The following is a 26,875-nucleotide window of genomic DNA, read 5'->3' on the forward strand; positions in this document are numbered from 1 at the left end:
TTTTTGTAGTCATGTTAAAATTCAACAATCTTGTTTATATTCTGAGTACCAACCATCAATGCCACAAATTTCCCGCAATGTATTAGTTCGTTTTAGTGCGATGCAGATGTATGACTTAGTCAATGATGTCGAATCTTATAAAGAATTCTTGCCCGGTTGTGTCGGTGGCAAGGTATTGGAGTTTGATGGTGAGACCATGGTTGCCTCGGTTGATGTGGCTAAAGCGGGGATAAGTAAAACGTTTACCACTCGTAATAAGGTGGTAGCGGGTAGGAGTATTCAGCTGCAGTTAGAAAACGGCCCTTTTAAAGAGTTGGTTGGCGAGTGGACGTTTACTGAGTTAACAGAAGATGCCTGTAAAGTTGATTTCCAGCTGAAGTTTGAGTTTTCTAGTCCGATTGCTGATTTGGCATTTGGTAAAGTGTTTAAAGAGTTAATGTCGTCTATGGTGACCGCGTTTACTCGCCGCGCTAAGGTGATTTACAAATGAATACTGAGCAAGGCCTGTTTACGGTCGAAATTATTTATGCGTTACCGCACCAGCAAAAGCTGATTAAAGTGAACGTTGAACCCGGGACTACCTGTATCGATGCGGTAAAGCAAAGTGACATGCTGCGCTATTTCCCCGATATTGATCTTGAGACGGTAAAGTTGGGTATTTTTAGTCGCTCAGTGAAACACTCTGAAGTATTGCTTCCAGGACAAAGAGTAGAGATCTACCGACCGTTAATCGCTGATCCTAAAGATGTGCGTCGTAAACGTGCAGAAAAAGCGAAGGACGAAGGGCGGGTGAACAAGATCACAGGCGCTAAGTTATAAAGACTGGTATCCGTTAAAGAATAAGGTTGATGCTTAATCAAAGTTAAAAAAAATGCGAGTCTCCGATAGGAGAACCGCATTTCTTATGTTCGTTAAAAGCAGAGTTAAGCTGACAACACGTCGATTACTCTTGGTCTTTTTCCGATAATGCTTTTGGTTGAGTTTGCTTCTCTTCAACTAAAGGCTCTGCTTGAGGGCGCTGTTCTGGTACCAAGGGCTCACCTTCTGGAACATTTAAACCAGGTAGCTTACTCTCTTCAAGCGGCGTATTAAACTCTTCGCTTAAATCATAATCACCTGTCACTTTAACTAGAACATCTCCGTCAAAGTTAATGATCAGCTCTTTATGGATAATGCTGGCGTCACGGCCACTTTTATAGTGGTAAACGTAATACCAGGTATTGTCTGAAAAACTATCACGCAGTACAGGACGACCTAAAACGTATTCAACCTGCTCTTTAGTCATGTCAATACGCAGCTTTTCTACCTGCTGCTTTTCCATGTAGTTACCTTGCGGAATGTCTGGCTTATAGATCAACCAGTCCAATACACCACAGCCACTGAGCGATAGTGAGAGCGCAGCAGCGCCCAAAAGGGTAAGACTTCTTTTTTTAATTGTCATTAAATGCGCTACTTCATCAAAATCTGTCGGTCATAATACCCAAGCAATCCCCTATCTGACAAGAGCTATTGTCGCAGAGTCTGCTCAGGTTGCTAATCTATGTTGTTTCTCAGTTTTAACACTGAGGTTACATATGCTGCTTATATTGAGTCGTAAATGGGTAATTAGTTCATTCGTATTAGTATTTTTCTAGGCATTGGTCACTTTTTACTTGCCACACAATGGCAAGTAAAGGTCGCTGTTGAATTTAAATAGATTTACCGCTGCTTTATAACTAATTGATTTTAAGTGGTTTAATTCTTATCTGGCTAGGGATGATTAAAGCTGCAGTTTGCTGCTATCAGATATTAGCATTCGCTTTCATAGCAATAAGGCTTTAAGTCCATCACTGCAGGGCAATTGAAGCTTGGTGGTGAGCGCTAGCCATTATTCAACCGCTATTTATTTTTTAATCATTGTCACAGATTTGATATTTGTATTGAAGGCACGTTTTGTGTTGCTCGTTTTTAAGGACAAAGAATGTAGCCATTAGTCAGTGGTCGTTTTTTTAATGGTGTGATTTAAGTTGCTTAAGGCCGAATTTTAAAAAAAAGTTAACATAAAACCAATATATTTTGTGATGTTAGTCACTATTCTTCCTCTAGCGGTGATTCATAGCGTTAACTCATCACACTCTAGCTAACGTAAACGTCAATATAAAACGATCGTTTACATTCCTGTTAAATAGTATATTTTTTAACTTACTGGTAATTAAGCATTTATTTGATTTACGTCTAAGGTAGCCGTAAACGGAGCTCTGCATTTACCTTATTACTAAATTTCACACTTGCTGTATCAATTTAATGACGATGCGTAATTAAATTACGGGGTGGAGTTTAAGCAAGCTTGCTTGGTCAATTTGTCTTACAACTGTATTTTCCGTTATCTCTAAATATTGTTTGTTGTCTATATCTGGTTGTTTTTGCTTGCTTTAATTGTGTGCTTATAATCTGATTTAATACTGTTTTACGTCTGTTACTTATGCGCTATAAAGTCTCTGCCGAGCTTAGGTTTGCTTGCATCCAACACTATTTGTGGTTAGTTTTTGTTGCAAATAACCACATGTGGCCCTCGGTGGTGTTTTTATTGGTTCGCTTCCTCTAACCGAGAAAAGTAAGTGGCCGCATTTATTGAAGCCATCTTTAGTTACGCTAAATACACAGCTGCAGGTATTTGGCTTCATAAGTAAACATACTGGCGATACAGATTGGAGAGAAAGTTTATGGCAGAACAGATCACAATTGATAATGGCGTTGTTGAAAACGAACTTGCCATTAATGCTAGCACTGTCGATGGACAAGAAACGGTATTAACAGTAGGTGCGTTAAGTTTACTTAAAACGCTCTGTAAGCATTTTGCTAGCGATGTACCTTCGCTACTGGTTGATCGAAAGATTAAACAGGGACTCGTCGATAAAGGTCAGTTGCCAGATTTTCTAGAACAAACAAAAGCCGTTCGCGATAGCGAATGGAAGATCAGAGGGATCCCCGATGATTTGCAAGATAGACGCGTTGAAATAACTGGGCCTGTTGATCGGAAAATGGTGATCAATGCGCTTAACGCAAATGCAAAAGTGTTTATGGCTGATTTTGAAGATTCGCTTGCGCCGAGTTGGGATAAGGTGGTCGAAGGCCAGATTAATCTACGCGATGCGATTACAGGGAATATTAGTTATACCTCGGCAGAAACGGGTAAATCATATACGTTAGCTGCAGATCCAGCCGTGTTGATCTGTCGTGTACGCGGCCTGCATATGCTAGAGAAGCATGTCAGCTATGCTGAACAAGCTATACCTGCAGCGTTATTTGATTTCTGTATCTATTTTTATAATAACTACCGTCAATTACTCAGTAAGGGCAGTGGTCCGTATTTTTATATCCCTAAACTGGAAAGTCATCTTGAGGCTCGCTGGTGGGCAAAGGTTTTTGCTTTTGTGGAGCAGCGTTTTTGTCTACCGCCTGGCACGATTAAATGTACCTGCTTAATTGAAACCTTGCCTGCTGTCTTTGAGATGGATGAGATTTTGTATGAGTTACGCTCAAATATCGTGGCACTCAATTGTGGCCGTTGGGACTATATATTTAGCTATATCAAAACGTTGAATAACCATAGTGACCGTATTTTACCTGACAGACAATCTGTCACCATGGATACACCGTTTCTTAGTGCCTACTCGCGCTTGTTGGTTAAAACATGTCATAAACGCGGTGCACTCGCAATGGGCGGAATGGCAGCCTTTATTCCAACAAAAGACCCAATTGCTAACCAACAGATCTTAGATAAAGTGCGTCAGGATAAGCAACTTGAAGCGCGTAATGGTCATGATGGCACTTGGGTTGCTCATCCTGGCTTGGCTGATACCGCAATGGAGGTCTTCAATGAGTACATTGGCGAAGATCATGTCAATCAATTGCATATTACTCGTGATGTTGATGCACCTATCCTAGCTCATGAACTATTGTCGGCGTGCAAAGGTGAGCGAACAGAGGATGGAATGCGTCGAAATATCCGTATAGCGCTGCGGTATATAGAGGCATGGATCAATGGTAATGGCTGCGTGCCTCTATATGGCTTAATGGAAGATGCTGCGACGGCGGAGATCTCTCGCACCTCTATTTGGCAGTGGATTAAGCATCAGCAGCAGCTATCGAACGGCACATTAGTGACCAAGTCTTTGTTCAAAGAGATGTTGCTTCAAGAGTTGGCTCAAGTTAAAGAGGAGGTGGGGGCAGATAGATTCACCCATGGCCGTTTTACTGAGGCTGCGGTTATTCTGGAACAAACGACCACCGCTGAAGAACTGGTCGATTTTATCACTCGGCCAGGTTATGAGCTGCTTATTGCATAGGGTTTATTTTATCGGCTTGTTGAATGATAGAGCTAAGTTAGTGTTTGTTTTATAAGTTATTTAGATTTTAAGTTTGGCTGCCTATTGCGGCTTGTGTCCCCCGCGTAGTAAACCTACGTGCTACGCGGGTTTTTAATAAAAAACGTGATCTCCCGCTTCCCAGTATGGTGATGACGGTTTACGCTTGTGATTGGCGACTCTTCGGGGTCGCATTTTTTTACTCTTCTTAACCCCCACGTATGATATCAACGTCAATCAAACATCGTAGCAATGGCAGGCCTATACTGCACTTTACGCTAATTGCGTATACAATTAACTCTATTAGTATCTTATACGAATTGTATTGAATATCTGTTCATTCAGAGCCTTGAATTGAAAAGCTTGAGTGTTTCTGAACTGGCTAAACACTTAATGCAATCGGTATTGGAGTCTGCGCACATCATCAAGAGGATGGGCGCATTTAATCATTGGAAACTTGGCAGTATTAGCCGTCATAAGCAGAGTATTATTTGAAAGCTAACAGCATGCAAGATAGCAAGTTAAAAGGCGCTGATTATTGGACGCAGCGGATCAGTGAGCAAGAGATGCCCGCGCTATGTTCAACGATTAAAACCTTAGAGAGGCTGGCGAAAGATGATGTGTCATCTCTTGCTATATTAGGTCAGAGCGTTATGCATGATAATGCGCTGACATCCCGTATTCTGCGTGTTGCAAACAGCGTGACATACAATAAGGGCGGCGCTCAAGTGACGACGGTGAGTAAGGCGGCGGTTGTCTTGGGCTTCGATGCGATCAAAAATATATGTATTACTGCAAAGTTACTGAGTAGTTTATTAGAGTCGGAAGGCTTATCTGAAGGTGTTTATAAGCGCCTGATTAGTTTAATGGCAAAGTCGTTTCAGGCGGCGATGTTTACTAAAATGCTGATGCACGATCATGATGATGAACTCCAGGAAGAGGTGTTTATTGCGTCACTGCTTTATCATTTGGGTGAGAGTGCATTTTGGGGCACAGGTTCCACTGAAACCTTAGTGTTAGACAGTAAACTGAATCAGTGTGAGTCATCATCTGAGCGTGATCAAGCGGTCAGAACGGTATTAGGAACGAGCTTTCAACAGCTTTCAGCAGGCATAGCACGTAATTGGGGCTTAGGCAGTATTCTCATTATGTCGTTAAGCCAACCGGATGAACGAACACCTGAAATTCGCAGTATTTTTCTGGCAAATAAGTTGAGCGATCTTCTATCGCAACCGCTGCCTTCGATGCTTGAACTATCAAAAAGATTGAAACAAACCGCTGATATCCTTGATATTGAGGTTGATGAACTAAAAGGACGCATGATCAGTTGCCATAAAGCCACAGAACTAATGGCTGAGGCCTATGGTGCAAAAGTTTTAGTTGATTATTTACCTGATGTGAAGCACCTATTAATTGAACACCAGATCGAAGTTCAACAACCTGTTATACGGGGTTCAAACCCGCTAGAACAGTTGAAATGCCTGCGAGCCTTGACGCAATGTGCATTAAAAAAGTCTGACTTTAATCAGGTTTTATCGATTGCGTTACAAGGCGTTCTGCAAGGGGTTGGGGTAGATCGGTGTGCAGTATTGTTGTTAACGCCGGACAGAAAGATACTGCAGCCACGCATTGTATTAGGTGATGGTGCCGCTGAGATGAAAAAAAACTTCTCGATAGAACTCAGTGGGACGAAAAATTTGTTTCAAGAATCGATTCAATTCAAAAGTGCGCTGTTTGTAGATAATCCTCATTCCGCCAAATGGAGGCTGTATATGGATGATACATTGAGAAGCCTAGTATCACCGACAGGATTTATGCTGGCACCGCTGATAATGAACCACACGGTTATTGGTGTGTTATTCGCAGATAGAGATAGTTCAGGAAGACGTTTAAGTGAAGAGGATTTCTTAGGTTTTAGCCACTTTGCTGAACTTTCAAATGTTTGCTTTTCAGCGACAATGAACTAATCAATATTTGCAGCAGAAAAAGCGCTTTATTATTGCTAATAAAGCGCGTTTTTTATTTTACTGAGACCCAGCGGCAATAATTTCCGCGGTAATGGTTTTAGCTATCTCATTGGGAATGGGAAAGCTCAAGTGATACTGGGCTATCTTCCAACCTTGTGCTGTTTTTATTAAGGTGCCCGTGCCACGGCTTACTCCATAAGATGGGCTATTAAGGAGTTCATCAAACCAGATGACGTCACCGTGCTGAGTCATTGCGCGGCTGGTTAGGTCATAACGCCAGCCTTTTGTTGGTCGCGCATATTGTTCAAATTGCGCCTTATCCCAGTGTTCATTTGCATCGGTACCAATAAAGATGCCATTGTCTGCGTAAAGATCAAAATAGTTGTCCCAGTCAGCGTTTGCCGAATAGGTATTGAGGTTGTTGAGTAGGGTCGCTGCTTGCTGTTTATCATCATTTTGGCTGACAGTTTGCGCGGCGGCATTGAATCCAAGCAGGACGGACATTAGTATAACTGCTCGACAAAGGGCAGATGTTTTGTGGTTTAGATGAAGCATAAATCCCTCATATATATTTGTTAGTTCAAATCCACTTTGATTTAAAAACTAGTGCCAGTTTACGGGATCGAGTTTATAAAAAGAACTTAACTCGTTATAGAGTGCCGTATGTAAAGCAAGGAAGTCGTGTGGCTGCTCGAAAAAAACTTCGCTTATTACTGCAAAAAACTCAGCAGGATTTGTCGCACCATAATAGCTAAATAAAGAGTATTGTTGGCTCTGGCTTGCTTCAACTAGATGTTGATACTCCTGCATCATCACCGTTGACCAAGATGCATAGTCCTGTGAGTGGGTTAAGATCGGCGCGCCGTTGGCATGGCCATCTTCTTGGTCAAGCTGGTGAGCAAACTCATGGATAACCACATTGCTGCCGTCATTGGGCACAGCAGCGCCCTCTTTAGCCGTTTGCCACGATAGAATGACCTTGCTGTGCTGCCAAGATTCGCCCGATAGGACTCGACGGCGCTCCGATACCAGCCCATTTGAGTCACGTTGCTCATTGTTAACGATGAATACCGAGGGATAGATAAGGATCTCTTTTAAGTGTGGGTAGAAATCAGTCTTTCTATTGAGTAGCAGTAAACACGCCTGAGCGGCGACGGTGACACGGATATCATCATCAATCTCTAGTCCATCACAACCAACGAACTGCTTTTCGGCAATAAACACTTGGATATGTTTTTTCAGCTGTAACTGCAGGTCTGCCGGGAGTGAGCGGAAAAAAGGGATCCGCTTTTTAAGAATGGCTCGCCATGCATGAGGGAAGGGCGTTTGAGTTAGCTGTTCTCTGCGCCTGTTTACTCGCCATGTACGGCTGGCAATCCACAAGATAGCGCTAGCGCTAATCAGTATTATCAATAAAATAGCGAGCATTAGAACCCCTTATTAACATGTTGAAGCTAAGCTTCGGGTTGCCGAAGTATGGTGCGGCTAATGTTAAAGATATGTGGGTGAAGGGGTTGGAATTCAACAATGAATGCTTTTTTCTAAGATTATTTATGGAAATCTAAGTGAGAGGTAGATTTTTTTGCGGTAAAAAAGGCTGGCAGTTCAACAATTCAAAACTTTTCCATCTCTGCCAGCTAAATTGGGAAGGTTACTCAACAATAATACGTTTCTCTATCTCTTTTCTCTCTTGTGGTGTCATATTGAAATAATGTTCAATTAAAAAGCGCACCAATTTGGACTTAGCAACATCGCCGTCATCGGCTAAAACCGCTAGGTGAGTAATAGCCGATTCACTCAGGGTGAATGTTGATTTTCTAAACGGTGCATCTCCTTTGGTTATTCTCTTCACTTTTGCTGTGGTCGGCTGCACTACAACGCCGACATCGTCTGCAAGTTGCTTTAAACTAGATAAATTAGACTGGCTCTTGCTAGTGTTTAGCGCTATCACCATATTTGTTGACGGAGCGAGTTGCTCCTCTCCAACAGCATAGCGATTAGCATCATTAATAAAATCATCAATTAAATCATCTAAGGCTAACTGGGAGCTATGGATTTTTTGATGAGCTGACTTAGACGGCGTAGAGCTTTTCTTGAGATCGGTCAGACCCATATTCACCTCTCATCTTTTTTATCTGTTTTTCAGCGATACGGTTGCGTATCTCTGTTGAATTAGCAACTTGCAGCAATTCTGTGGCAATGCCACGGATCTCGTTGGCTGCTTTTCCTTTTGGCTCTATTTCTAAAACAGATAAGCCAGACTCTTCACTGTCATCATAGATATTTCGACTATAAGTAATGGCATCGAGAACATTGATGTCATAGGTCTTGCACACCTCTTTAGCTTCAAAAATACGGTTGGCTTGGTTGGGTAAACTAGGGCATTGGGTAATAACAAATGTTGCGCGCATTTTAGGGTTAATCATCATGCATGTAGCGACAATATCATCCATGTGGCTCACGGTTTTAAGATCGCGTCGCTTGGGTCTAAGCGGCATAAGTACATGGGATGCAACTGACATTGTTGCGCGCAATGCAAGGTTGTCTTGACCACCACAATCAACAATGACGTAGTCATAGTGCTGTTCCAGACTCAGCAAGTCATTACGTATTTTTCCATATAGTTGTACGCAGTTGATACCCGGCAAATCTGAATTGTTATTTCTGGCGTGGATCCAATCTGACGTGGTACGTTGAGGATCGCAGTCAACCATAATCACAGAAGCTTGGCATTCTGCTGTTAAGAAAACGGCAATATTTTGCGCTAGACAGCTCTTGCCACTACCGCCTTTTTCACCACCAACTAATATAATCATGCTTTTTCCTCAAGTACGCGTTTATTTATCTGACTGTTTGCAAGCTGCTGGATGCGTACTGGTTTTATTGGGATAATCTAGAGCGACTTATTGTTACCCAATGCAACAGCTGTGACATTAATTTAGGCAGAGATACGCGTAAGGTCAACTGTATGATTTTTGACGCTTTTATCCCAATTGACTAGCGAAGTTTTTTTGACATAAAAGTTGTTTTCGTTATTTTTTTGACGCGCAAGTGTAGCGACAGACTAATAGGCGCTGTTTGGTATGATTATTAGTAGTTTAAGTTATTTATAAACCCAATCTGCAGGGTGAAAGCCGACGAATTTACTCGCGCAGATGGATATCGCAGTGTCATTCTAAAGTTTGATATATCAAAAGTGTCGATTAACGCTGGCGCTTATGTCAATTAATTATATGTTAGGTTGGTTATCGCTGCTCGATACATCGTATCTTGTCTGAGCGTAAGTAGGGTAAAAATTACTACTACGACTAGTACTCCATGTTAGTCTTTGCCGACAGTTTCCTAAGTACCTATAAACACGGATGCAGCACAGTGGATGAGAAACTATTACAACAAGCGATTAGTCAGAAAATGCCGTTTGGCAAATATGCTGGCCGTTATTTACTTGAGCTACCCGAACCGTACTTAGTGTGGTTCCATTCAAAAGGTTTTCCTGAGGGCAAACTTGGACAACAACTGGCATTAATGTATGAGGTGAAGCTCAATGGTCTAGAAGGCATGTTGCAACCACTACTCGATAAGGTAAAACAGGCTCGATAAACCATTTCATCCTGAATAAAGTTCCGTGAACTTGCTAAATTTCCTTTGGAATGAGAGTTGGGTCTAATAGTTGATGATTTGATTATGATTAGTGACGAGTATTAGAGATTTATGCTTTATTGCGTGCTTTAATATAACCGTTCTACCTCAGGAAGTTTTGCAATATGCACTTTGAAGTAGAACGGGTATATATTCAATTGATCACTTTTGAAAGGAAATTTCCGATGATAGCTAAACTAGTTAAATTGGCTGCTGCAGCAACACTTGCTCTTGGTATGTCTAGCGCTTGGGCTCAAGGTGTTATGCATGAAGGTACTGTCATGGATACTATGAATGGCGGCGGTTATACCTATGTACAGATTAAAGAAGCAGACCAAACCTTTTGGGCTGCTGGTCCACAAATCGAAGTTAAGAAAGGCGACAAGGTCGTAGTTCAAGAGCAGATGTGGATGAATGACTTTGCCAGCAAAACCTTAAATCGTACTTTTGACAAGCTGTTGTTTGTTGGTCGTATCGATAAGAAGTAATAGCGATATCAGTTGTCGCTAAGCGCTCAACTTGTATCACTGTAAAAGAAAACGGCGCAGACTTTGTTTGCGCCGTTTTCTTTTGTCATCAACTAGCGCAAAATAACCCCACAGTTTCGCTTATTTGATTTTCATGCTCAAAATTATTCCCTATAGAAAGTGTTATGCACTGCAAGTCAGCCAGCTGTTTCATCTGGCAATTAACGCCATTGAAGAGGGGGTTTACTCGGCAGCTGAAAAGCAAGCTTGGTCGTTCGCCCCTCGTTCCAGCTACCATTGGCACAAAAGATTATCTCGTTCAAAAGCCTGGTTAATGGTAGATGACTCGCGTGAAGTACAAGGCAATCCTTTATGCTGTGGCGTGGTAAACCTAGAAACGCATTTTACTAGTCGCGGTTATATCGACAGTCTTTATGTTCACCCCAGTTTTCAACATCAAGGGATAGCTGCAGCACTGTTTAACCAATTACAAACCTGGGCTATTAGTGCAAATATCAGCAACTTATCCGTTGATGCCTCAAAGCTATCTAAACCGCTGTTTCTATCTCATGGGTTTAGACTGAACCATCGCAGTTATCAAGAAAAGCGTGGTCAAATCATAATGGGTTATTTAATGACTAAAGCCCTGACTGTGCCGAGGCAAGCTTAAGATGAATTTGATGTGTGTGAGACGATTTAACCCCCGAGATGTTGAACAACTTACGACTTTGTTTCATTTAAGCGTTACACAAGGCGCAAGCAGTCATTACAGTGTTGAGGAAAGGGCTGTTTGGTCTGCTTCGCCTAGGAGTCATCAAAATTGGCTAACAAGATTGCAACCAACCACTACTTGGGTGGCTGAAGAAGGCAGTGTTATTACTGGGTTTATCAACTTAAAACCAGCACAGCTTAAGCTGCAGTCGGATAATAAAGAGTGGCTTTGCGCTGATATTGATTGTCTCTTTAGCCACCCAGAGTTTACAGGCAGAGGGGTCGCAACGGCGCTTTATAAAGGTTTAGAAGAGTTTGCTGTAGCGGAGCAGATAAGGGAGCTTACAGTTGAGGCCTCTTTTCTGGCTAAACCCTTTTTCGAGAAACAGGGTTATGAAGTGCTTTCTAAAAACCAGCATCCACGCGCTGGACAAGTGTTAGTCAACTTTAGCATGCATAAAATACTGACAATGGTCTAACGATTACCTTATGCATCCCAAAAAATCCCCCATCAAATGATGGAGGATTTTGTCGATTTTTTACTGCGTGTTGACTGGGTCCTTACAAAATAGCGTTAACTTCTATGGCTAGTGTAATGAACTTGTGGCTCTATCACTTCAGCTAGCGTTTCTGCTCGACTGACGAAACGAATAAAGGCGCTGGGTAAGGTTAATTGTTCGACACTGCGCTGCCAGTTGGACTGCAATATCGGTGAGTATCCCTCTTTCCCCGATGCGGTATATGCCGATGACACGCCGATATAATGTTGCTGCGGCTCAACATCAAGCCACTGCGCTATACCATCGACTTTGCGCATAATTTCGAGTTTAACGATGCGTTTACCTAAGGTTTGTCTGCCATCATAAAAGTATTTAAGACCATAGGTGTATGGAAAACTGCCGGCCCCAGTGCCTATCACGCAGTTGTTCGTTGCGGCATTAATGGCAGATTCCAGCATCTCAAATAGATACTTCCCTTGGATTTGGTAGGTCACTAAAGGTAAGTCAAATGGCAGGATGCGGCCAATAACCTCAGCAAGGCTTAATTGACCTTTATTGAGTGATTGCCTTACTCCCCCAGCATTATGTAGCGCAAAATCAACCTCAATACCAATCTTCGTGGTTTCTTGGTACATACTCCGACTAACCCAAGGTGCTATCTCACTGCCATGAGGTAGGGCTTTGCTAGGCAAGCGGGTATGAACTAGGTTTCTGGGTACAAAACCGAGAATTTGATTATCTAACGCGTCGAGACTTGGACGATATTTTTTGAGAATGGTTTGCTGAACGACGCTGTCTTCGCCATCCCAATATATCGCTGGGTTTGCATCAAGTTTGGCGCGGATGGCAAGATAATTATCTGCGCTCACTTCGCCCTCACCAGCTTGTAAAATAAATTGCTGATCAAGCATAAAGTAGTTAGCGCCGTTAAGGCTGATTACACTGCCTTTGTCATCAAAAGTAACATCCGCGATGCCGATGGTTTCGGCGTACTTTCCTGCATGCAGAATCGGGGTGTTATTAACGCGTTCAGCATAGGGAATATTGCTCAAGCCCAATTCGCGAAAATCACCTTGTAACGTATGAGAGTGGCCGCCAACAATCAAACTGATCCCAGCAACCTCTTGGGCGAGTATTTTATCTTGGTCCAGACCGAGGTGACTTAGCACTATGATGTGGTAAATGCCTTCAGCATGGAGTTTAGTAACAGTGCGTCTGGTGGTTTCAATGGCATTGATAAAATGGGTATCTTCGTCGGGACGAGCAATCTCTTTCATTTGATCAAGCGTGATGCCGACGATAGCGACTTGCTTGTCCTGCAATGGCTTTAAAATATATTTCGCCGTCTGCGAGTCATTGTCGTAATCGTACAGGTTTGGGTGGCACGCTAGGCGCGCTTTTTTGTCTAAGCTTTCTTGGCTTAAATCCATATTACCGGCAAGTAACGGGAATTGGATATCGTTTAGGAAATCTAACACTGGACCGTTACCGGCATCAATTTCATGATTTCCGAGCACCATGGCATCGGGCTTTAGTAGATTCAGAAGGTCAGAATTGGCTTTGCCTTTGAACTCATTAAAGTAAAGTGTGCCTTGAAAGCTGTCGCCGCCATGTAAAAACAGAAACGATTGCTGCTTGGCTTTGGCCGATAACTTGGCCTGAGAAAGTTGGTAACCTATGCGTGCATACCCGCCGCTATGGGTGTACAGCGTTAGCTCTTGTTGTTGCTCGGTGAACGTAAACTGCAGTCTATTTGCGTCGAAATGAGAATGTGTGTCGTTGATGTGGGCAAGTTTTAAAGTGTAATTAGACGTCATCTTAATCCTCAGAACCAAACAAGAATTATAGCACTAACCTTTCTGTTTGGTGAAATACTGATTTTGGCGGCTAAAAAAGGGAGCCAAGCTCCCTTTTTTACAGAGTAAGTTAATTAGCTCTTATCGGGCTTGTCATCAAATTCACCGTCGTCTGACAGCACAATGCCTTTGTGCTTCATTCTACGACTCCACAATTTACGCGCTAATTGCTGCATATCTGTGACAGGGTCATTCGAATCGACAATTTCTAGTCCGAGCAGGGATTCGACGATATCTTCTAAGGTAACAATGCCTTCACCTGAGCCGTATTCATCAACAACCATCGCAATCTTGGTATTACGTTTAATCATAAGCTCAAATAGTGGGAGAATTTTTGCGGTTTCAGGGATGACCAACAAGTTCTTCTTCAACACGGCAATCGATTCTTTCGGTGTCTTACGCTCTGCAAGCAATACGTCATTGCGGTTAATATAGCCGATGATGTTATCAGGCTCATCTTTATAAACCGGAATTCGAGTAAAAGGCTTTGCCATATATTTAGCCGCAAAATCGCCTTGGGTTAAGGTTGTTGGCAGCTTAAACATCACCGTTCTTGGCGTCATTATTGTGGTAACAGGCATCTCTTTCACTGACAACATTTGCGTCAAAATCTTAGACTCTTGCTCGTCTAGTTCGCCCGATACTCTACCAATCTCAGCCATGGCGCTCATCTCTTGACGAATATATTGGCCTTCATCGCCTTTGCCCATAAGCTGGGTAACCTGCTTAGACATCCAGATGAGTGGCCGTGTTGTACGCTCCATCCATACTAGTGCGACTGAAACTGTTGGTGCCAGTGAGCGCCAGTAGTTTGCCCCTAGTGTTTTAGGGATGATCTCTGAGAAGAACAAAATCAGAAAGGTAAGCACACCAGAGAATACGCCTAGCATCTCGTCACCAAACACTTTAGCGGCTTGTGCGCCAGCTACTGCGGCTCCAACTGTGTGCGCTATGGTATTTAAAGTAAGGATAGATACGAGTGGAGATTCAACGTTTTCTTTTTGTTTCTTCAACCTAGCTGCTGCTGCGGGTTTTGTTCCGGCAAGAGTGGCGATATAACTGGGCGTGACTGAGAGTAGAACTGCTTCAAACACACTACAAAGAAAAGAGATAGTAATGGCGACAAATACTATAATGATAAGAGTTATCATAAAGGTGAAATTACACTTCCAAATTGCAGACCAACATTGGTCTGAGCGGATTCTAGCATAGGTTTATCTTAACCGTGATAGGGGCAAATGCAGTTTAGTCGCAATTTATTCGGTTTTTTGTATCTAGCTATTATAAGTCGTCGCTTGAATTGAATATTTATCATGCTTTTGCAGCCTAGCATTAACGATAAGTGTATGAATTAGCGGTATGAGCATATTAGAGGAGCGAGGTTGCTGGCCAAATTTTGTTAGGATCTGTATAATTCGCCGCCCGCATGCAGGTTTTAGGTTTTTTGAGGTTACACACATGAGTGAAAAGAAGATCAATTTATTAGATCTTGATCGTAAATCGATGAGAGCGTTGTTTGCCGATATGGGCGAAAAACCGTTCCGTGCTGATCAATTGATGAAATGGCTTTATCACTTTGGTGTGAGTGACTTTGAAGAGATGAGCAATATCAACAAAGCATTACGTGCAAAGTTGGCGCGTAAGTTTGAGATTGTTGCACCAAAAATTGCCAGCTATCAAAAATCAGCTGATGGCACTATTAAGTTTGCTATTGACGTGGGTAACGGCCAAGAAGTTGAAACGGTTTATATACCTGAAGATGATCGCGCCACTTTATGTGTCTCGTCGCAGGTTGGTTGTGCCCTTGAATGTACCTTCTGCTCAACTGGAGCTCAAGGCTTTAACCGTAACTTAACTGTGGCTGAGATCATCGGTCAAGTCTGGCGTGTCGCGGACTTTATTGGCTTTGTGAAAGACACTGGCGAACGCCCAATCACTAACGTCGTTATGATGGGAATGGGTGAGCCACTGCTCAACCTGAAGAACGTTATCCCCGCTTTGGACATCATGTTAGACGATTTTGGTTTCAGCTTGTCAAAGCGCCGTGTCACTGTATCGACCTCCGGTGTCGTTCCTGCGTTAGATATTCTTGGCGACGCACTTGATGTGGCTTTGGCTGTGAGTATTCATGCGCCAAACGATGAGCTACGTGATGTACTTGTGCCAGTAAACAAGAAGTACCCATTGGAAGATTTCCTGGCGGGGATCCGTCGCTATATCGCCAAGTCTAATGCTAACCGTGGCCGCGTTACAGTTGAGTATGTGATGCTTGACCATATTAATGACAGTACCGACCAGGCGCATGAGTTGGCTAAGTTGATGAAAGATACGCCATGCAAAGTGAATTTAATTCCATTCAATCCATACCCAGGTTCTCCCTACGGCCGTTCGTCTAATTCACGAATAGACCGTTTTTCTAAAGTATTGATGGAATATGACTTAACGGTTATTGTGCGTAAAACCCGCGGTGATGATATCGATGCTGCTTGTGGTCAACTTGCAGGTGATATTCGAGACAGAACCAAGCGTTTAGCGAAAAAACGCATGCAAGAGAATCAAATTTCGGTCACAATGGATTAACTCTTTGTATCTATTGGTAGATAGGCTAAACGATGAATCATAGAAAGGTAAGTGTGCCACTGGCTATTTTGCTGTCTGCAACCGCTCTTGCGGGCTGCGTGACACAAAGTACCTATACCGGCACTAATACACCTGTCTCTGAGAAGAAAGTCGATAAAGTGGCCGCTGCACGTCAACGGGTGCAGTTGGGCTTAGCCTATTTACAGAAAGGTAATAGTGAGCAAGCAAAAGTAAATTTGGATCGTGCGTTAGCTTTTGCGCCTGAGCTTGAAGATGTGCATATTGCATTTGCATATTATTACAGCTCAGTCGGCGAATTAGAAAGGACCGAACAGGCATATCGACAGGCAACAAACCTTAGGGATGCCAGCGGAGATTCATTTAATAATTTCGGTACATTCCTGTGTCAACAAGGTAAATATGCTGAGTCTGAAAAGATGTTCCTTAAAGCGCTTGAACATTCTGCATATACTCAATCAGCATCTACTTATGAGAACTTGGGAATTTGTAGCCGAAAAGCGGGTCAAATAGAAAAAGCGAAAAAGTATTTCTCTATGGCGCTTAAATATGATCCTAGAAGACGCACTTCGCTTATCGAGTTAACAGAAATTGAACTTGAAGCGGAACGCTATATAGAGGCGAGAGCTCGACTAACGCGTTACCATAAAGTCGCGGTCGAATCTCCAATCAGTTTAGCGCTGGGAATTGAAATTGAACAAGGTCTGAAAGACGACGACGCAGTAAGAAAGTTTGGTATTTTACTATTAGCAAAGTTTCCCTCTTCGCCTCAGGCCAAGCAATATCGGGCTAATATGCATTAATGAAAAACGAACAGAATGATCTGCCCAACATAGACACCGAAAGCCTAGTGGAAGAGTCAACACTCACACTGGGCGTTTTGCTAAAAAAAGCCCGCGAAAATAAAGGGGCAACGATAGAGGATATTGCGGCGCAATTGCATTTACGCCCGGCTATCATTAAAGAGATTGAAGCGGACAATTTATTAGCGGTCGGCGCGGCGACCTATGTGCGCGGCTATGTAAAAAATTATGCTCGAGCGGTGCAAGCGGATCCGTTTGAAGTGCAAGCCTGCTTAGACAAACAGCTATTAAACGATGCTGAACCGTCGATGCAGAGCTTTTCTCGTAAAACAACTCGTCAGGCTCGTGATGGTCGGTTGATGTTTTTAACCTACTTCATAGTGTTAGTACTCTTAGCGTTAATGGTGCTGTGGTGGTTCCAAAAGTCATCCATGGAAACTTCGGTTGACTACTCTCAACCCACCGTTGAAGAAGTTGCGGCCTCTGCTGAAGATGCTCGCTCCAATGAACAGAACGATATTGCTAATAACTCAAGTGTACAGCCCTTGAACGAACAAACAGCAGATTCGCAATCTATCGCGACTGATACGTTAAGCGCTAATCCTCAGGTTACAGTTGCTAGCACACCAATGTCTGCAGGAGCGATGCTAGCCTCTATAGTTGAAAACCAGCTCGGCGACGAGGTCAGTGAAGACAGTTCTGCCACTAAGCAGGTTAATCGCAGCGATGCCATCATGTCAGATGTGGCCTTAACCCTAACGGGCGATTGCTGGATAAAAGTAACCGATGCTAACGGTGAAATACTCATCAATGGCTTGAAAAAATCAGGACGTGACATCAAGGTGAGTGGCATTGAGCCTTTTGCATTGATATTGGGCGCCCCACAAGTTGTGAATATACAGCTCAATGGGACTCAAGTTAGCTTGAAACAGTATCCTAGCGGTAAAGTGGCACGCTTAAGCCTGCCTCTCGCTGGACAATAACGAATGACAGAGCACAAAGACGATGTATAACGAATCTCCAATAATTAGACGCAAATCAAGCCGCATTTATGTTGGCGATGTACCGATTGGCGACGGCGCACCTATCGCTGTGCAATCGATGACTAACACTCGCACCACTGATGTTGCTGCGACTGTAGCGCAAATTAGCGCATTGGAAAAAGTTGGCGCAGACATTGTGCGTGTATCCGTACCGACGATGGATGCAGCAGAAGCGTTTAAACTTATTAAGCAACAAACCAATATCCCATTAATTGCCGATATTCATTTCGATTACCGTATCGCCCTTAAAGTGGCTGAATACGGTGTAGATTGCCTACGTATTAATCCAGGTAATATCGGTAACGAAGAGCGTATTCGCAGTGTTGTTGAATGCGCGCGCGACAAAAACATCCCCATCAGAATTGGGGTCAACGGTGGTTCATTAGAGAAAGAGCTAATGGACAAGTACAAAGAGCCAACACCTGAAGCGCTGCTAGAGTCTGCGATGCGTCATGTCGATATTCTCGACCGGCTTAACTTTGACCAGTTTAAAGTTAGCGTTAAAGCATCGGACGTATTTTTAGCGGTTGAATCTTATCGTTTGCTGGCTAAGCAGATAATACAGCCACTTCACTTAGGCATCACTGAAGCGGGCGGTGCACGTGCAGGTTCAGTTAAATCAGCTGTCGGCTTAGGTATGTTGCTGGCTGATGGTATTGGTGACACGCTGCGTATATCACTTGCAGCCGATCCTGTTGAAGAGATTAAAGTCGGTTTTGATATTCTTAAGTCTTTGCGGATCCGTTCGCGCGGGATTAACTTCATTGCCTGCCCGTCATGTTCTCGTCAAGAGTTTGATGTTATCTCGACGGTTAACGAATTAGAGCAGCGCCTTGAAGATATTGTTACCCCAATGGATGTTTCTATCATAGGTTGTGTGGTCAACGGTCCTGGTGAAGCACTTATCTCCGATATAGGGCTGACAGGCGGTAACCGCATGAGCGGCTACTATAAAGACGGTGTGCGTCAAAAAGAGCGTTTTGATAATAATAATATCGTTGATTCGCTAGAAGCTAAAATTCGTGCCAAAGTCGCCATGAATGAAGCAAGAATTCCAGCGCAAGATGTAAGCAAGTAAACCGTTTATTAATCACAAGTAAGCCTTGGCGACTTGTGATTTTTTGTGGGTCAAAGCACCCATTTTACGTTTAGTATTGAAACGCCTATAATGCGAGGCGTTTTTTATTTTTTAAACAGCAAATTTGGCGAGTCGAATAGTGGCAAAACAGATCCAAGCGATCCGCGGAATGAACGACATTCTGCCGACCCAAAGTCCTATATGGCAAAAACTTGAAACCGTTCTTAGAGATACTGTCAGTGCATACGGTTATAGCGAAATTCGTACACCTATCGTAGAAAGTACCGACCTTTTCAAACGTTCAATCGGTGAAGTAACTGATATCGTTGAAAAAGAGATGTACACCTTCGAAGATCGTAACGGCGATAGCTTAACGCTGCGCCCAGAAGGCACCGCTTCAACTGTACGCGCGGGTAACGAGCACGGTTTACTGTATAACCAAGAGCAACGTCTTTGGTATATGGGACCTATGTTCCGTCATGAGCGCCCTCAAAAGGGTCGTTATCGTCAATTTAACCAGTTTGGTGTTGAAGTTTACGGCATCCCGAGTGCAGACATCGATGCAGAAGTCTTGATGCTGTCCGCCATGCTTTGGAAAAAGCTGGGGATCTCGGAGCATGTCACACTGGAACTGAATACCCTAGGTGATAGCGAAGAGCGTGCAGCATACCGCGATGCTTTGATTGCCTTTTTAGAGCAGCATAAAGATGTGCTCGATGAAGACAGTCAACGCCGTATGTACAGTAATCCTCTTCGAGTTTTAGACTCTAAAAATGCGGCTGTTCAAGCACTTTTGGCTGATGCTCCAGCGTTGATGGACTATTTAGGCGAAGAGACTCGTTCACATTTTTCACATTTATGTGAACTCTTAGAGGCTGTTGGCATCCAATACACAATCAATCCTCGTCTAGTGCGTGGCTTAGATTACTATAACCGCACAGTATTCGAGTGGGTGACATCAAGTTTAGGCTCACAGGGCACAGTATTAGCAGGCGGTCGTTACGATGGTTTAGTGGGTCAACTTGGAGGCAAATCAACGCCTGCAGTCGGCTTTGCTATGGGTCTTGAGCGTATTGTGTTATTGCTAGAAACCCTTGAGCTAGATAAAGACGTTAAACCTGCAGTTGATGTATACGTCACTGCGATGGGTGATAACTGTCGTGTTGAAGCGATAAAGGTAGCGCAAGAATTAAGAACAAGTTTGCCAAATTTGAGAGTGATGAGCCATTGCGGTGGCGGTAACTTTAAAAAACAGATGAAGCGAGCAGATAAAAGCGGTGCCGCTGTGGCGCTTGTGATTGGTGAAGATGAACTTGCCAATAATCAAGTTGCAGTAAAGTACCTTCGTGAAGATAAAGCACAAGAATTAGTTGCCCGAGATGCGTTGGCGACTTATATTGCAGAACTGATTTAAAAGGGGAAGTACACGTGGAAGTCTATAGCACAGAAGAGCAACAAGTAGATGCTATCAAACAGTTCTGGAAAGATTACGGTAGCTCAGTTGTCGTAGGTGCTGTTGTCGGTTTAGGTGGATTATTTGGTTGGAACTATTATTCCGACTACCAGATAGCTCAAGCGGAAGCAGCCTCAGAGTCTTTTCAGGCCCTAAGTAGTCAAAATACAGCGGATGCAGCAATGCTTAGCGCAGCTGATACGTTTGCTAAAGAGCATGGTCAAAAAGGCTATCAGTCTTTATTAGAGCTTATGGTGGCGAAATCAGCTGTTGAAACGGGTGATTTAGAAAAGGCAGAAGCGACACTTAAAAATGTAATAGCGGTCAATGCAGATAGCAGTATCGTGCTCGTTGCCACTATCCGTCTAGCACGTGTACAAGCAGAGCAAGGTCAATTTGCGACAGCGATTACTACGCTAGAGCAGATTAAAGATGTTGCTTCAGCGGCACAGAGAGATGAATTAAAAGGTGATTTCTTGGTTCGCCAAGGTGATACCGACAAGGCTAAGCTTGCCTATCAAGCTGCGGTAGAAAATGGTGGCACTATGAGTAGTCCAACATTGCAAATGAAGCTTGATAATTTGAACAAGGCATAAGGAATCTGCCCATGAAGTCTTGGTGCAAAACACTGCTCGCATGTGGATTGAGCATAGGTATGCTGTCTGCGTGTTCATCGAATGATGTCGAAGAAGAGCCCATTGCTGAGCTTACAGAAATTGAAGCAAGCGTTTTCCCTGAAGTTAACTGGAGCGCTAATGTAGGTGATGGGGTAGGCGATTACTATTCACGTCTACGTCCGGCTGCGCGATATGATAAACTTTATGTTGCTGATCGCTACGGTAAAGTCGTTGCATTTGATGAAGCGACGGGTAAAAAAGCGTGGGAACAAGATTTTAGCTCCGTTTTTAGGGATAATATCCTAGCTAAAAACAAAGGCGCTCGTTTAGCTGGTGGTGTTACAGCCGCTCGAAACAAGGTTTTTGTGGGCGGGGAAAGCGGCCTTGTTGCGGCGTTTGATGCTGAGACTGGTGAAAAAGTATGGCATGTTATCGCTGGTGGTGAAGTGTTATCAGCACCGACGGTTGGCGAAGACATTGTGGTCGTCAATACAGGTTCTGGTACACTAGAAGCCTTTAATGTTGATGATGGCGAAAAGCGTTGGGTTTATGAAAACCAACTGCCAACGTTAACCCTACGTGGTACTGGCTCGGCAGCCTTTGATGCGGGTGGTTTTTTTGTCGGTACTGCCGATGGAAAAATTGCAGTCGTGATTAAAACCAACGGCCAGGCAGCATGGCAACAAGCGATCTATACGCCTGCAGGCGGTAACGAGTTTTCTCGTATGGCCGATGTTGACATGCAGCCATTGCTCGTGGGTGAAAACCTATACGCGGTGAGTTACAACGGTAACCTTGTCTCAATGGAGATGCGTACCGGTCGTGTTGTATGGACTCGTAAGTATTCAAGCTTTCATGAATTAGCCTATTCAGGTGCGAGCTTGTTTGTGGTTGATGATCATAGCCGTATTTACTCTGTCGATAGACGAAATGGTCTAGAGTTATGGAGTAATGTTGAGCTGGCAAACCGTAACTTAACTGCAGCGGTTGCATTTAAAGACTATGTTGTAGTTGGTGATTTTGAAGGCTACCTACACTTTTTAAGCAAGTCTGACGGCAAAATAGTTGGTCGTGTTCAAGTAGATAGCACAGGTTTGTACAGTCAGCCGCTTGTTGTCAATGACAACTTGTATGTGCAGACTCGTGGTGGACAAGTGGTTCGAGTTACACTTCCGTAAGCCGAGTTGTTTGAGATGATAAGGCCCCTGGATGTGTATTCCGGGGGCTTTTTAGTTAATAGAAATATAGTAATTAGTAATAGAGGCAATAAAAATGATTCCTGTTGTGGCCCTTGTTGGGCGACCAAACGTTGGTAAGTCGACCCTTTTTAACCGACTTACCCGTACCAGAGATGCCTTAGTGGCAGATTTTCCTGGGCTAACTCGGGATCGTAAGTACGGCCGAGCATTCTTGGCTGGCTATGAGTTCATTGTGGTCGATACTGGTGGTATTGATGGCACTGAAGAGGGGATAGAAACCCGCATGGCTGAGCAGTCGTTAGCGGCGATTGAAGAAGCTGACGTTGTCCTGTTTATGACCGATGCTCGCGCTGGTCTAACCGCAGCCGATTTGGCAATTGCACAGCACTTACGTAGCCGTGAGAAAACCACATTCGTTGTTGCCAATAAAGTTGATGGTATCGATGCCGATTCAGCTTGTGCAGAGTTTTGGTCGCTGGGTCTTGGTGAAGTTTACCAAATGGCAGCGGCGCAAGGTCGTGGTGTAACCAACATGATTGAGTATTCGTTGGCGCCATATGCTGAAGCGATGGGTATCGTTAAGCAGGGTGAAGGCGAAGAGGACGAAGAGGAGCGTGAATTCACGGAAGAGGAAGCGGAAGCTGAGCAGAAACGTCTGCAGGACTTGCCGATTAAACTTGCCATTATTGGTAAGCCTAACGTGGGTAAATCAACGCTAACTAACCGTATTTTGGGTGAAGAGCGCGTTGTTGTTTATGACGAACCTGGCACCACACGCGACAGTATTTACATTCCAATGGAACGTGAAGGTCGTGAGTATGTACTTATTGATACTGCGGGTGTACGCCGTCGTAGCAAGGTGCATGAAACCGTTGAGAAGTTCTCGGTCATTAAAACGCTTAAAGCGGTTGAAGACTGTAACGTGGTACTGCTTATTATCGATGCCCGTGAAGGTATCGCTGAGCAAGATCTTGGTCTTTTAGGTTTTGCCCTAAACGCTGGTCGTGCATTGGTGATCGCCGTCAACAAGTGGGATGGAATCGATCAAGACGTTAAGGATCGTGTTAAGAGCGAACTTGACCGACGTTTAGGTTTTATCGATTTTGCCCGTATTCACTTTATCTCTGCTTTGCACGGCACTGGCGTTGGTCATTTATATGAGTCGGTTGAAGAAGCATACGACAGTGCTACTAATCGTGTAAGTACCGCTATGTTGACCCGTATCATGCAGATGGCACAAGACGATCACCAGCCGCCATTGGTAAATGGTCGCCGCGTTAAGCTTAAATACGCTCACGCCGGTGGTTACAACCCTCCTATTGTGGTTGTTCACGGTAACCAAGTTAAGAAGCTACCTGATTCATACAAGCGCTATATGATGAACTACTATCGTCGTTCACTTAAAGTGATGGGCACGCCGATCCAAATTCGCTTCCAAGATGGTGCTAACCCGTTCGAGGGTCTGCACACTAAGAAGCTGACAGTGGGTCAAGAGCGTCGTCGTAAGCGTATGACATCGCATATTCGTGACAAGAAGAATGAAGATTAACTCTTTGCTTATCGCTTGATGATCGAGTTTGATTGCTAAGTTAGTGACTAAAAGGAACCTTCGGGTTCCTTTTTTGTTGCTTGGGGTTTGGGTTTTAAAGGTTAATTTCTGTTTTTACAAAAGAGGTTGAGCTAATAAAGCTCTGCTTGATAAAGGTCGTGGGCTTCCAGCTTACACTTGGCCAAGAAGGGGTCAACAGCAACCCCTCTTGGATCGCACCTGCCGCCCTGGCGAAGTTGCCTCCCTTGTACTTATTTGAAATATGACTAAAGGCCTAGCTCGTTATTGGACAAAAACGTATTTCAAGTTGGCCTAGTGAATGTCCGCTAATGGCACAGAATTACCGCCTTTAGCAACTAAATCACTACTACGTTCTCCTCTGATAGTGATAAAATCTCCGCATCAGAATTACCGAGAAACTCTATGTTTATCCATCATGTTAACGGCATCGACTGGCTTGTGATTACAGCTTTTGAAGAACTGAAAAATATATTTATCGAAGAAGCCGGTGAGATTCCCTTTTGCTTCTCTACCGCCAGCGAATTGAACCTGATTGATCAAGCCAAGCGTACTTATGGATATTTGCCTACACTCAGCGGCGTAATCACCGATACTGGCTCATTTCAAAGTCAGGATAACGAAGAAGATTTGAACCCACAGCTTGCCTGCCTAGTTGAGGGGCGTGGTCGGGTGTTTATCTATCACGGCGGCTTTGTGGCTTTTGTGGATAACGAGCAAACCTTTATTACCCGAATGGACTGAAAATTATTCAGTAAGTTGAAATCAGCGAATTGGCATCCCTAGCCGTTCATCTGCAAGCGCTTCGTTTATTAACAGGGTGCGAATCGAATGGAGCCGGATCCTAGCTTCAATAATAAAAGCAATGCTGCGGTTAACTGGCGAGCTGTATCCCTAGCAAGGAATGGGGCAAAATGAGCTAGCTTTTAACAATGGCGGTTCCAATGACCTGCGGTCGGCGTATGTGCAGACGTAACTGAGGCACGCTTTGCGCCGTCTGACCTCCAAGGACGGTGGGAATGCCAAATTCTGTATGGAACAGAATTGGCCATGGCCGCTCTGCGGTTTCATCAGACCTCCAGGGATGGAGGAAATGCCAAATTCTGTAAGGAACAGAATTGGCCCTGAAACCGATGGCCTCAGCTGCATCTACACTGGGTTATAAAAGCGTAAACTCTCGGCATTTGAGTTTTTTAATTAAAGAACACAAAAGCCACCGTTTCGCAAAACTAATAGAAAACAGCCATTCCCCATCGAAGTTGCCGAAGTGCGTAGATAACAATGCCGTGGAGCCATCATGGTCTTTCCCGTGCATCCATGCACTTCAAGACATTCAGGCATCCTGCCTATCAGATGATGGTTCAGGCTTGGGGGGACATGGATGTCCCATCTGAGCCGTTAGGCGATTTTTATTGGAGTATGAGGCCCGTATCTAATGCATGTAACTTCGTCGGGGCTCATGGTGGATGCAAGGAGGATAAGGACGAGCAGTCCTCCTTGCCCAGGTATGGGATGGAATCCCATTATTGTAGTTGTTAGACGTAGTCTAACTATAAGGTCAAACGAAGTTTGATTAGCTGTATGTTAAATATAAAACGAAGTTTGAACCAAAGCACAACAGGTTAACTCACCTCAATAACCGTTGAAGTCACACTTCCATCCCGCAAACGCGTCGTTAACGTGTCCCCCACAATGGTATCGTCAGCTGTCTGTAGCACCTTACCTTTACCGTTCAAGGTAATACTATAGCCTCGACTCAATGTCGCCAGTGGACTCACTGTGTCTAACTGCTGGCCGCGATGAGCGAGGCGTTGCTCGCTCATGGCAAGCTTATCGGTCATTAGTGTGGTTAGCTTGTCACCAAGATAGCTCAATCGTTGACTTTCTAGGTCCAAACGATGTTGCGGAGATTGATTGTCGAGTCGATTACTTAATTGCTGCTGTTTTAGTGTCAAAGCGTGCAGTTTTGATTGCAGTGCTTTTTGTAGTCTGAGCTGCATCTCATCGAAGGTTTGCTCGTAGGTTTGCAAGCGTCGCTGTGGATCTTGCTTTTGCAGACGGTGTTCAGCTGTTTGCAGCTGATTTTGCTGCTTTAGCTGGTAATGCTGCCAGCTCTGCTTCAATCGAGATAATACCGCAGTTAACTTTTGCGCCTTGTTGTCGGCATCATTGGATAACAACTCTGCACCGGCCGATGGCGTCGGGGCGCGCAGATCGGCGACATAATCACTGATAGTGGTATCAACTTCATGACCAACGGCGGATACCACCGGGATACCACTGTTATAGATGGTGTGAGCTAAGCCTTCATCGTTAAAGCTCCATAAATCTTCTAATGATCCACCACCACGGGTCACTAACAAGACATCGACCTCTGCGCGGGTGTTGGCTAGATTAATTGCGTTGCAAATGCTCAATGCGGCCTCAGTGCCTTGCACGGCCGTTGGGTAGATGATGACCTCAACAGATGAATCACGGCGGGCTAGTACATGTAATATATCGCGAATCGCCGCGCCAGTAGGGGAGGTGACCACGCCAATGCGTTGAATATTTTTCGGTAATGGTCGCTTGGTATCTGCAGCAAACATACCTTCAGCCGCGAGCTTCATTTTCAGCGCTTCATACTGCTGGGCTAATAAGCCATCGCCTGCAGGCTGCATCGATTCAATCAGTAACTGATAATCACCTCTTGGTTCATAAACGCTAATGTTACCCTTGACTAAAACTTGCTGACCATTGGCTGGGCGAAATGTCACCGCTTGGTTTCTCCCTTTAAACATCGCGCAGCGGATCTGCGAAAAGTTATCTTTAAGGGTCAAATACCAGTGGCCAGAACCGGGAGCGGCAAAGTTTGAAATTTCAGCATTTAGCCAAATTCGGCCTAACTGTCCCTCAAGAAGTTGTCTGACTTCACCATTGAGCCGAGAGACGGTATAAACATTGTTTTTTGAGGTTTTCATGATTTATTTACACACAAATGCTAATTAATGCCTATTTTCCATTTACCAACCCAGATATGCAAGGTATAATC

25 protein-coding genes are annotated in these 26,875 nt (G+C 44.0%); 17 read left to right on the top strand and 8 right to left on the bottom strand.

The window, feature by feature from the left end; genetic code table 11:
- Positions 1-58 precede the first annotated feature (58 nt).
- Entirely contained in the window at positions 59-490 is a 432-nt protein-coding gene (locus JK628_RS07600) for an SRPBCC family protein (RefSeq protein WP_202288917.1), read from the top strand.
- Complete coding sequence (locus JK628_RS07605; RefSeq protein ID WP_202288918.1) at positions 487-819, top strand: RnfH family protein; 333 nt, start codon at positions 487-489, stop codon at positions 817-819. The genes JK628_RS07600 and JK628_RS07605 overlap by 4 nt, the downstream gene beginning before the upstream one ends.
- 124 nt (positions 820-943) lie before the next feature.
- Here the strand turns inward: JK628_RS07605 and JK628_RS07610 are convergent, their stop codons facing one another.
- Positions 944-1,441, bottom strand: coding sequence for an outer membrane protein assembly factor BamE (locus JK628_RS07610; protein WP_202288919.1), 498 nt, complete (start codon positions 1,439-1,441; stop codon positions 944-946).
- Between the two features lie 1,261 nt (positions 1,442-2,702).
- Between JK628_RS07610 and aceB the strand changes: the two genes are divergently transcribed.
- Positions 2,703-4,328, top strand: coding sequence for a malate synthase A (gene aceB, locus JK628_RS07615; protein ID WP_202288920.1), 1,626 nt, complete (start codon positions 2,703-2,705; stop codon positions 4,326-4,328).
- A gap of 524 nt (positions 4,329-4,852) precedes the next feature.
- On the top strand, positions 4,853-6,313 hold the full coding sequence (locus tag JK628_RS07620) for an HDOD domain-containing protein (RefSeq protein WP_443020008.1): 1,461 nt from the start codon (positions 4,853-4,855) through the stop codon (positions 6,311-6,313).
- A 57-nt stretch (positions 6,314-6,370) separates the two neighbouring features.
- Here JK628_RS07620 and JK628_RS07625 read toward each other — a convergent pair whose 3' ends face one another.
- The 4 genes from JK628_RS07625 to JK628_RS07640 all read right to left on the bottom strand — a co-directional run bounded on the left by JK628_RS07625 (position 6,371) and on the right by JK628_RS07640 (position 9,129).
- Positions 6,371-6,817: a nuclear transport factor 2 family protein gene (locus tag JK628_RS07625; protein WP_237524168.1), complete on the bottom strand. Its 447-nt coding sequence runs from the start codon at positions 6,815-6,817 to the stop codon at positions 6,371-6,373.
- A 99-nt stretch (positions 6,818-6,916) separates the two neighbouring features.
- Positions 6,917-7,741, bottom strand: a complete 825-nt coding sequence (locus tag JK628_RS07630) for a zinc-dependent peptidase (protein WP_202288922.1) — start codon at positions 7,739-7,741, stop codon at positions 6,917-6,919.
- A 223-nt stretch (positions 7,742-7,964) separates the two neighbouring features.
- Complete coding sequence (locus JK628_RS07635; RefSeq protein ID WP_202288923.1) at positions 7,965-8,426, bottom strand: CopG family transcriptional regulator; 462 nt, start codon at positions 8,424-8,426, stop codon at positions 7,965-7,967.
- Entirely contained in the window at positions 8,386-9,129 is a 744-nt protein-coding gene (locus JK628_RS07640; protein ID WP_202288924.1) for an AAA family ATPase, read from the bottom strand. Before JK628_RS07640 ends, JK628_RS07635 begins: the two co-directional genes overlap by 41 nt.
- A gap of 556 nt (positions 9,130-9,685) precedes the next feature.
- Between JK628_RS07640 and JK628_RS07645 the strand changes: the two genes are divergently transcribed.
- From JK628_RS07645 to JK628_RS07660, 4 genes are all read left to right on the top strand, one after another.
- Positions 9,686-9,913: a DUF3820 family protein gene (locus JK628_RS07645; protein WP_202288925.1), complete on the top strand. Its 228-nt coding sequence runs from the start codon at positions 9,686-9,688 to the stop codon at positions 9,911-9,913.
- A 224-nt stretch (positions 9,914-10,137) separates the two neighbouring features.
- Positions 10,138-10,440 (top strand): NrfJ, encoded by a 303-nt coding sequence (locus tag JK628_RS07650; protein ID WP_202288926.1) that lies wholly within the window; start codon positions 10,138-10,140, stop codon positions 10,438-10,440.
- 133 nt (positions 10,441-10,573) lie between these two features.
- The gene (locus JK628_RS07655; protein ID WP_202288927.1) at positions 10,574-11,089 is read left to right on the top strand and encodes a GNAT family N-acetyltransferase; all 516 of its coding nucleotides are present in this window, start codon (positions 10,574-10,576) and stop codon (positions 11,087-11,089) included.
- A gap of 10 nt (positions 11,090-11,099) precedes the next feature.
- Positions 11,100-11,609 carry a GNAT family N-acetyltransferase gene (locus JK628_RS07660; RefSeq protein ID WP_202289745.1) on the top strand — a complete coding sequence of 170 codons (510 nt, stop codon included), beginning with the start codon at positions 11,100-11,102 and terminating at the stop codon, positions 11,607-11,609.
- A gap of 95 nt (positions 11,610-11,704) precedes the next feature.
- On the opposite strand, the gene JK628_RS07665 is transcribed toward JK628_RS07660, so the two are convergent.
- Positions 11,705-13,447, bottom strand: a complete 1,743-nt coding sequence (locus tag JK628_RS07665; protein WP_202288928.1) for a bifunctional metallophosphatase/5'-nucleotidase — start codon at positions 13,445-13,447, stop codon at positions 11,705-11,707.
- Between the two features lie 113 nt (positions 13,448-13,560).
- The gene (locus JK628_RS07670; RefSeq protein WP_202288929.1) at positions 13,561-14,637 is read right to left on the bottom strand and encodes a CNNM domain-containing protein; all 1,077 of its coding nucleotides are present in this window, start codon (positions 14,635-14,637) and stop codon (positions 13,561-13,563) included.
- Between the two features lie 307 nt (positions 14,638-14,944).
- On the opposite strand from JK628_RS07670, the gene JK628_RS07675 reads away from it, so the two are divergent.
- The 9 genes from JK628_RS07675 (at position 14,945) to JK628_RS07715 (ending at position 24,588) form a co-directional block, all read left to right on the top strand.
- Positions 14,945-16,066 carry a bifunctional tRNA (adenosine(37)-C2)-methyltransferase TrmG/ribosomal RNA large subunit methyltransferase RlmN gene (locus JK628_RS07675; RefSeq protein WP_202288930.1) on the top strand — a complete coding sequence of 374 codons (1,122 nt, stop codon included), beginning with the start codon at positions 14,945-14,947 and terminating at the stop codon, positions 16,064-16,066.
- Between the two features lie 32 nt (positions 16,067-16,098).
- On the top strand, positions 16,099-16,887 hold the full coding sequence (gene pilW / locus JK628_RS07680) for a type IV pilus biogenesis/stability protein PilW (RefSeq protein ID WP_202288931.1): 789 nt from the start codon (positions 16,099-16,101) through the stop codon (positions 16,885-16,887).
- Positions 16,887-17,870: a RodZ domain-containing protein gene (locus JK628_RS07685; protein WP_202288932.1), complete on the top strand. Its 984-nt coding sequence runs from the start codon at positions 16,887-16,889 to the stop codon at positions 17,868-17,870. Before pilW ends, JK628_RS07685 begins: the two co-directional genes overlap by 1 nt.
- 22 nt (positions 17,871-17,892) lie before the next feature.
- A complete protein-coding gene (gene ispG, locus JK628_RS07690) occupies positions 17,893-19,008 on the top strand; it encodes a flavodoxin-dependent (E)-4-hydroxy-3-methylbut-2-enyl-diphosphate synthase (RefSeq protein ID WP_202288933.1) in 1,116 nt (371 codons plus the stop codon).
- A gap of 139 nt (positions 19,009-19,147) precedes the next feature.
- Positions 19,148-20,422 (top strand): histidine--tRNA ligase, encoded by a 1,275-nt coding sequence (gene hisS / locus JK628_RS07695; protein WP_202288934.1) that lies wholly within the window; start codon positions 19,148-19,150, stop codon positions 20,420-20,422.
- 14 nt (positions 20,423-20,436) lie between these two features.
- Positions 20,437-21,057 (top strand): YfgM family protein, encoded by a 621-nt coding sequence (locus JK628_RS07700; RefSeq protein WP_202288935.1) that lies wholly within the window; start codon positions 20,437-20,439, stop codon positions 21,055-21,057.
- 11 nt (positions 21,058-21,068) lie between these two features.
- The gene (bamB, locus tag JK628_RS07705) at positions 21,069-22,256 is read left to right on the top strand and encodes an outer membrane protein assembly factor BamB (RefSeq protein ID WP_202288936.1); all 1,188 of its coding nucleotides are present in this window, start codon (positions 21,069-21,071) and stop codon (positions 22,254-22,256) included.
- A gap of 94 nt (positions 22,257-22,350) precedes the next feature.
- Positions 22,351-23,826, top strand: a complete 1,476-nt coding sequence (gene der, locus JK628_RS07710) for a ribosome biogenesis GTPase Der (protein ID WP_202288937.1) — start codon at positions 22,351-22,353, stop codon at positions 23,824-23,826.
- 423 nt (positions 23,827-24,249) lie between these two features.
- On the top strand, positions 24,250-24,588 hold the full coding sequence (locus tag JK628_RS07715; RefSeq protein ID WP_202288938.1) for a cytosolic protein: 339 nt from the start codon (positions 24,250-24,252) through the stop codon (positions 24,586-24,588).
- Positions 24,589-25,466: 878 nt separating this feature from the next.
- On the opposite strand, the gene xseA is transcribed toward JK628_RS07715, so the two are convergent.
- The gene (gene xseA, locus JK628_RS07720; RefSeq protein WP_202288939.1) at positions 25,467-26,804 is read right to left on the bottom strand and encodes an exodeoxyribonuclease VII large subunit; all 1,338 of its coding nucleotides are present in this window, start codon (positions 26,802-26,804) and stop codon (positions 25,467-25,469) included.
- Between the last annotated feature and the right edge of the window lie 71 nt (positions 26,805-26,875).

The organism is Shewanella sp. KX20019 (genome assembly GCF_016757755.1).
Classification (GTDB): domain Bacteria; phylum Pseudomonadota; class Gammaproteobacteria; order Enterobacterales; family Shewanellaceae; genus Shewanella.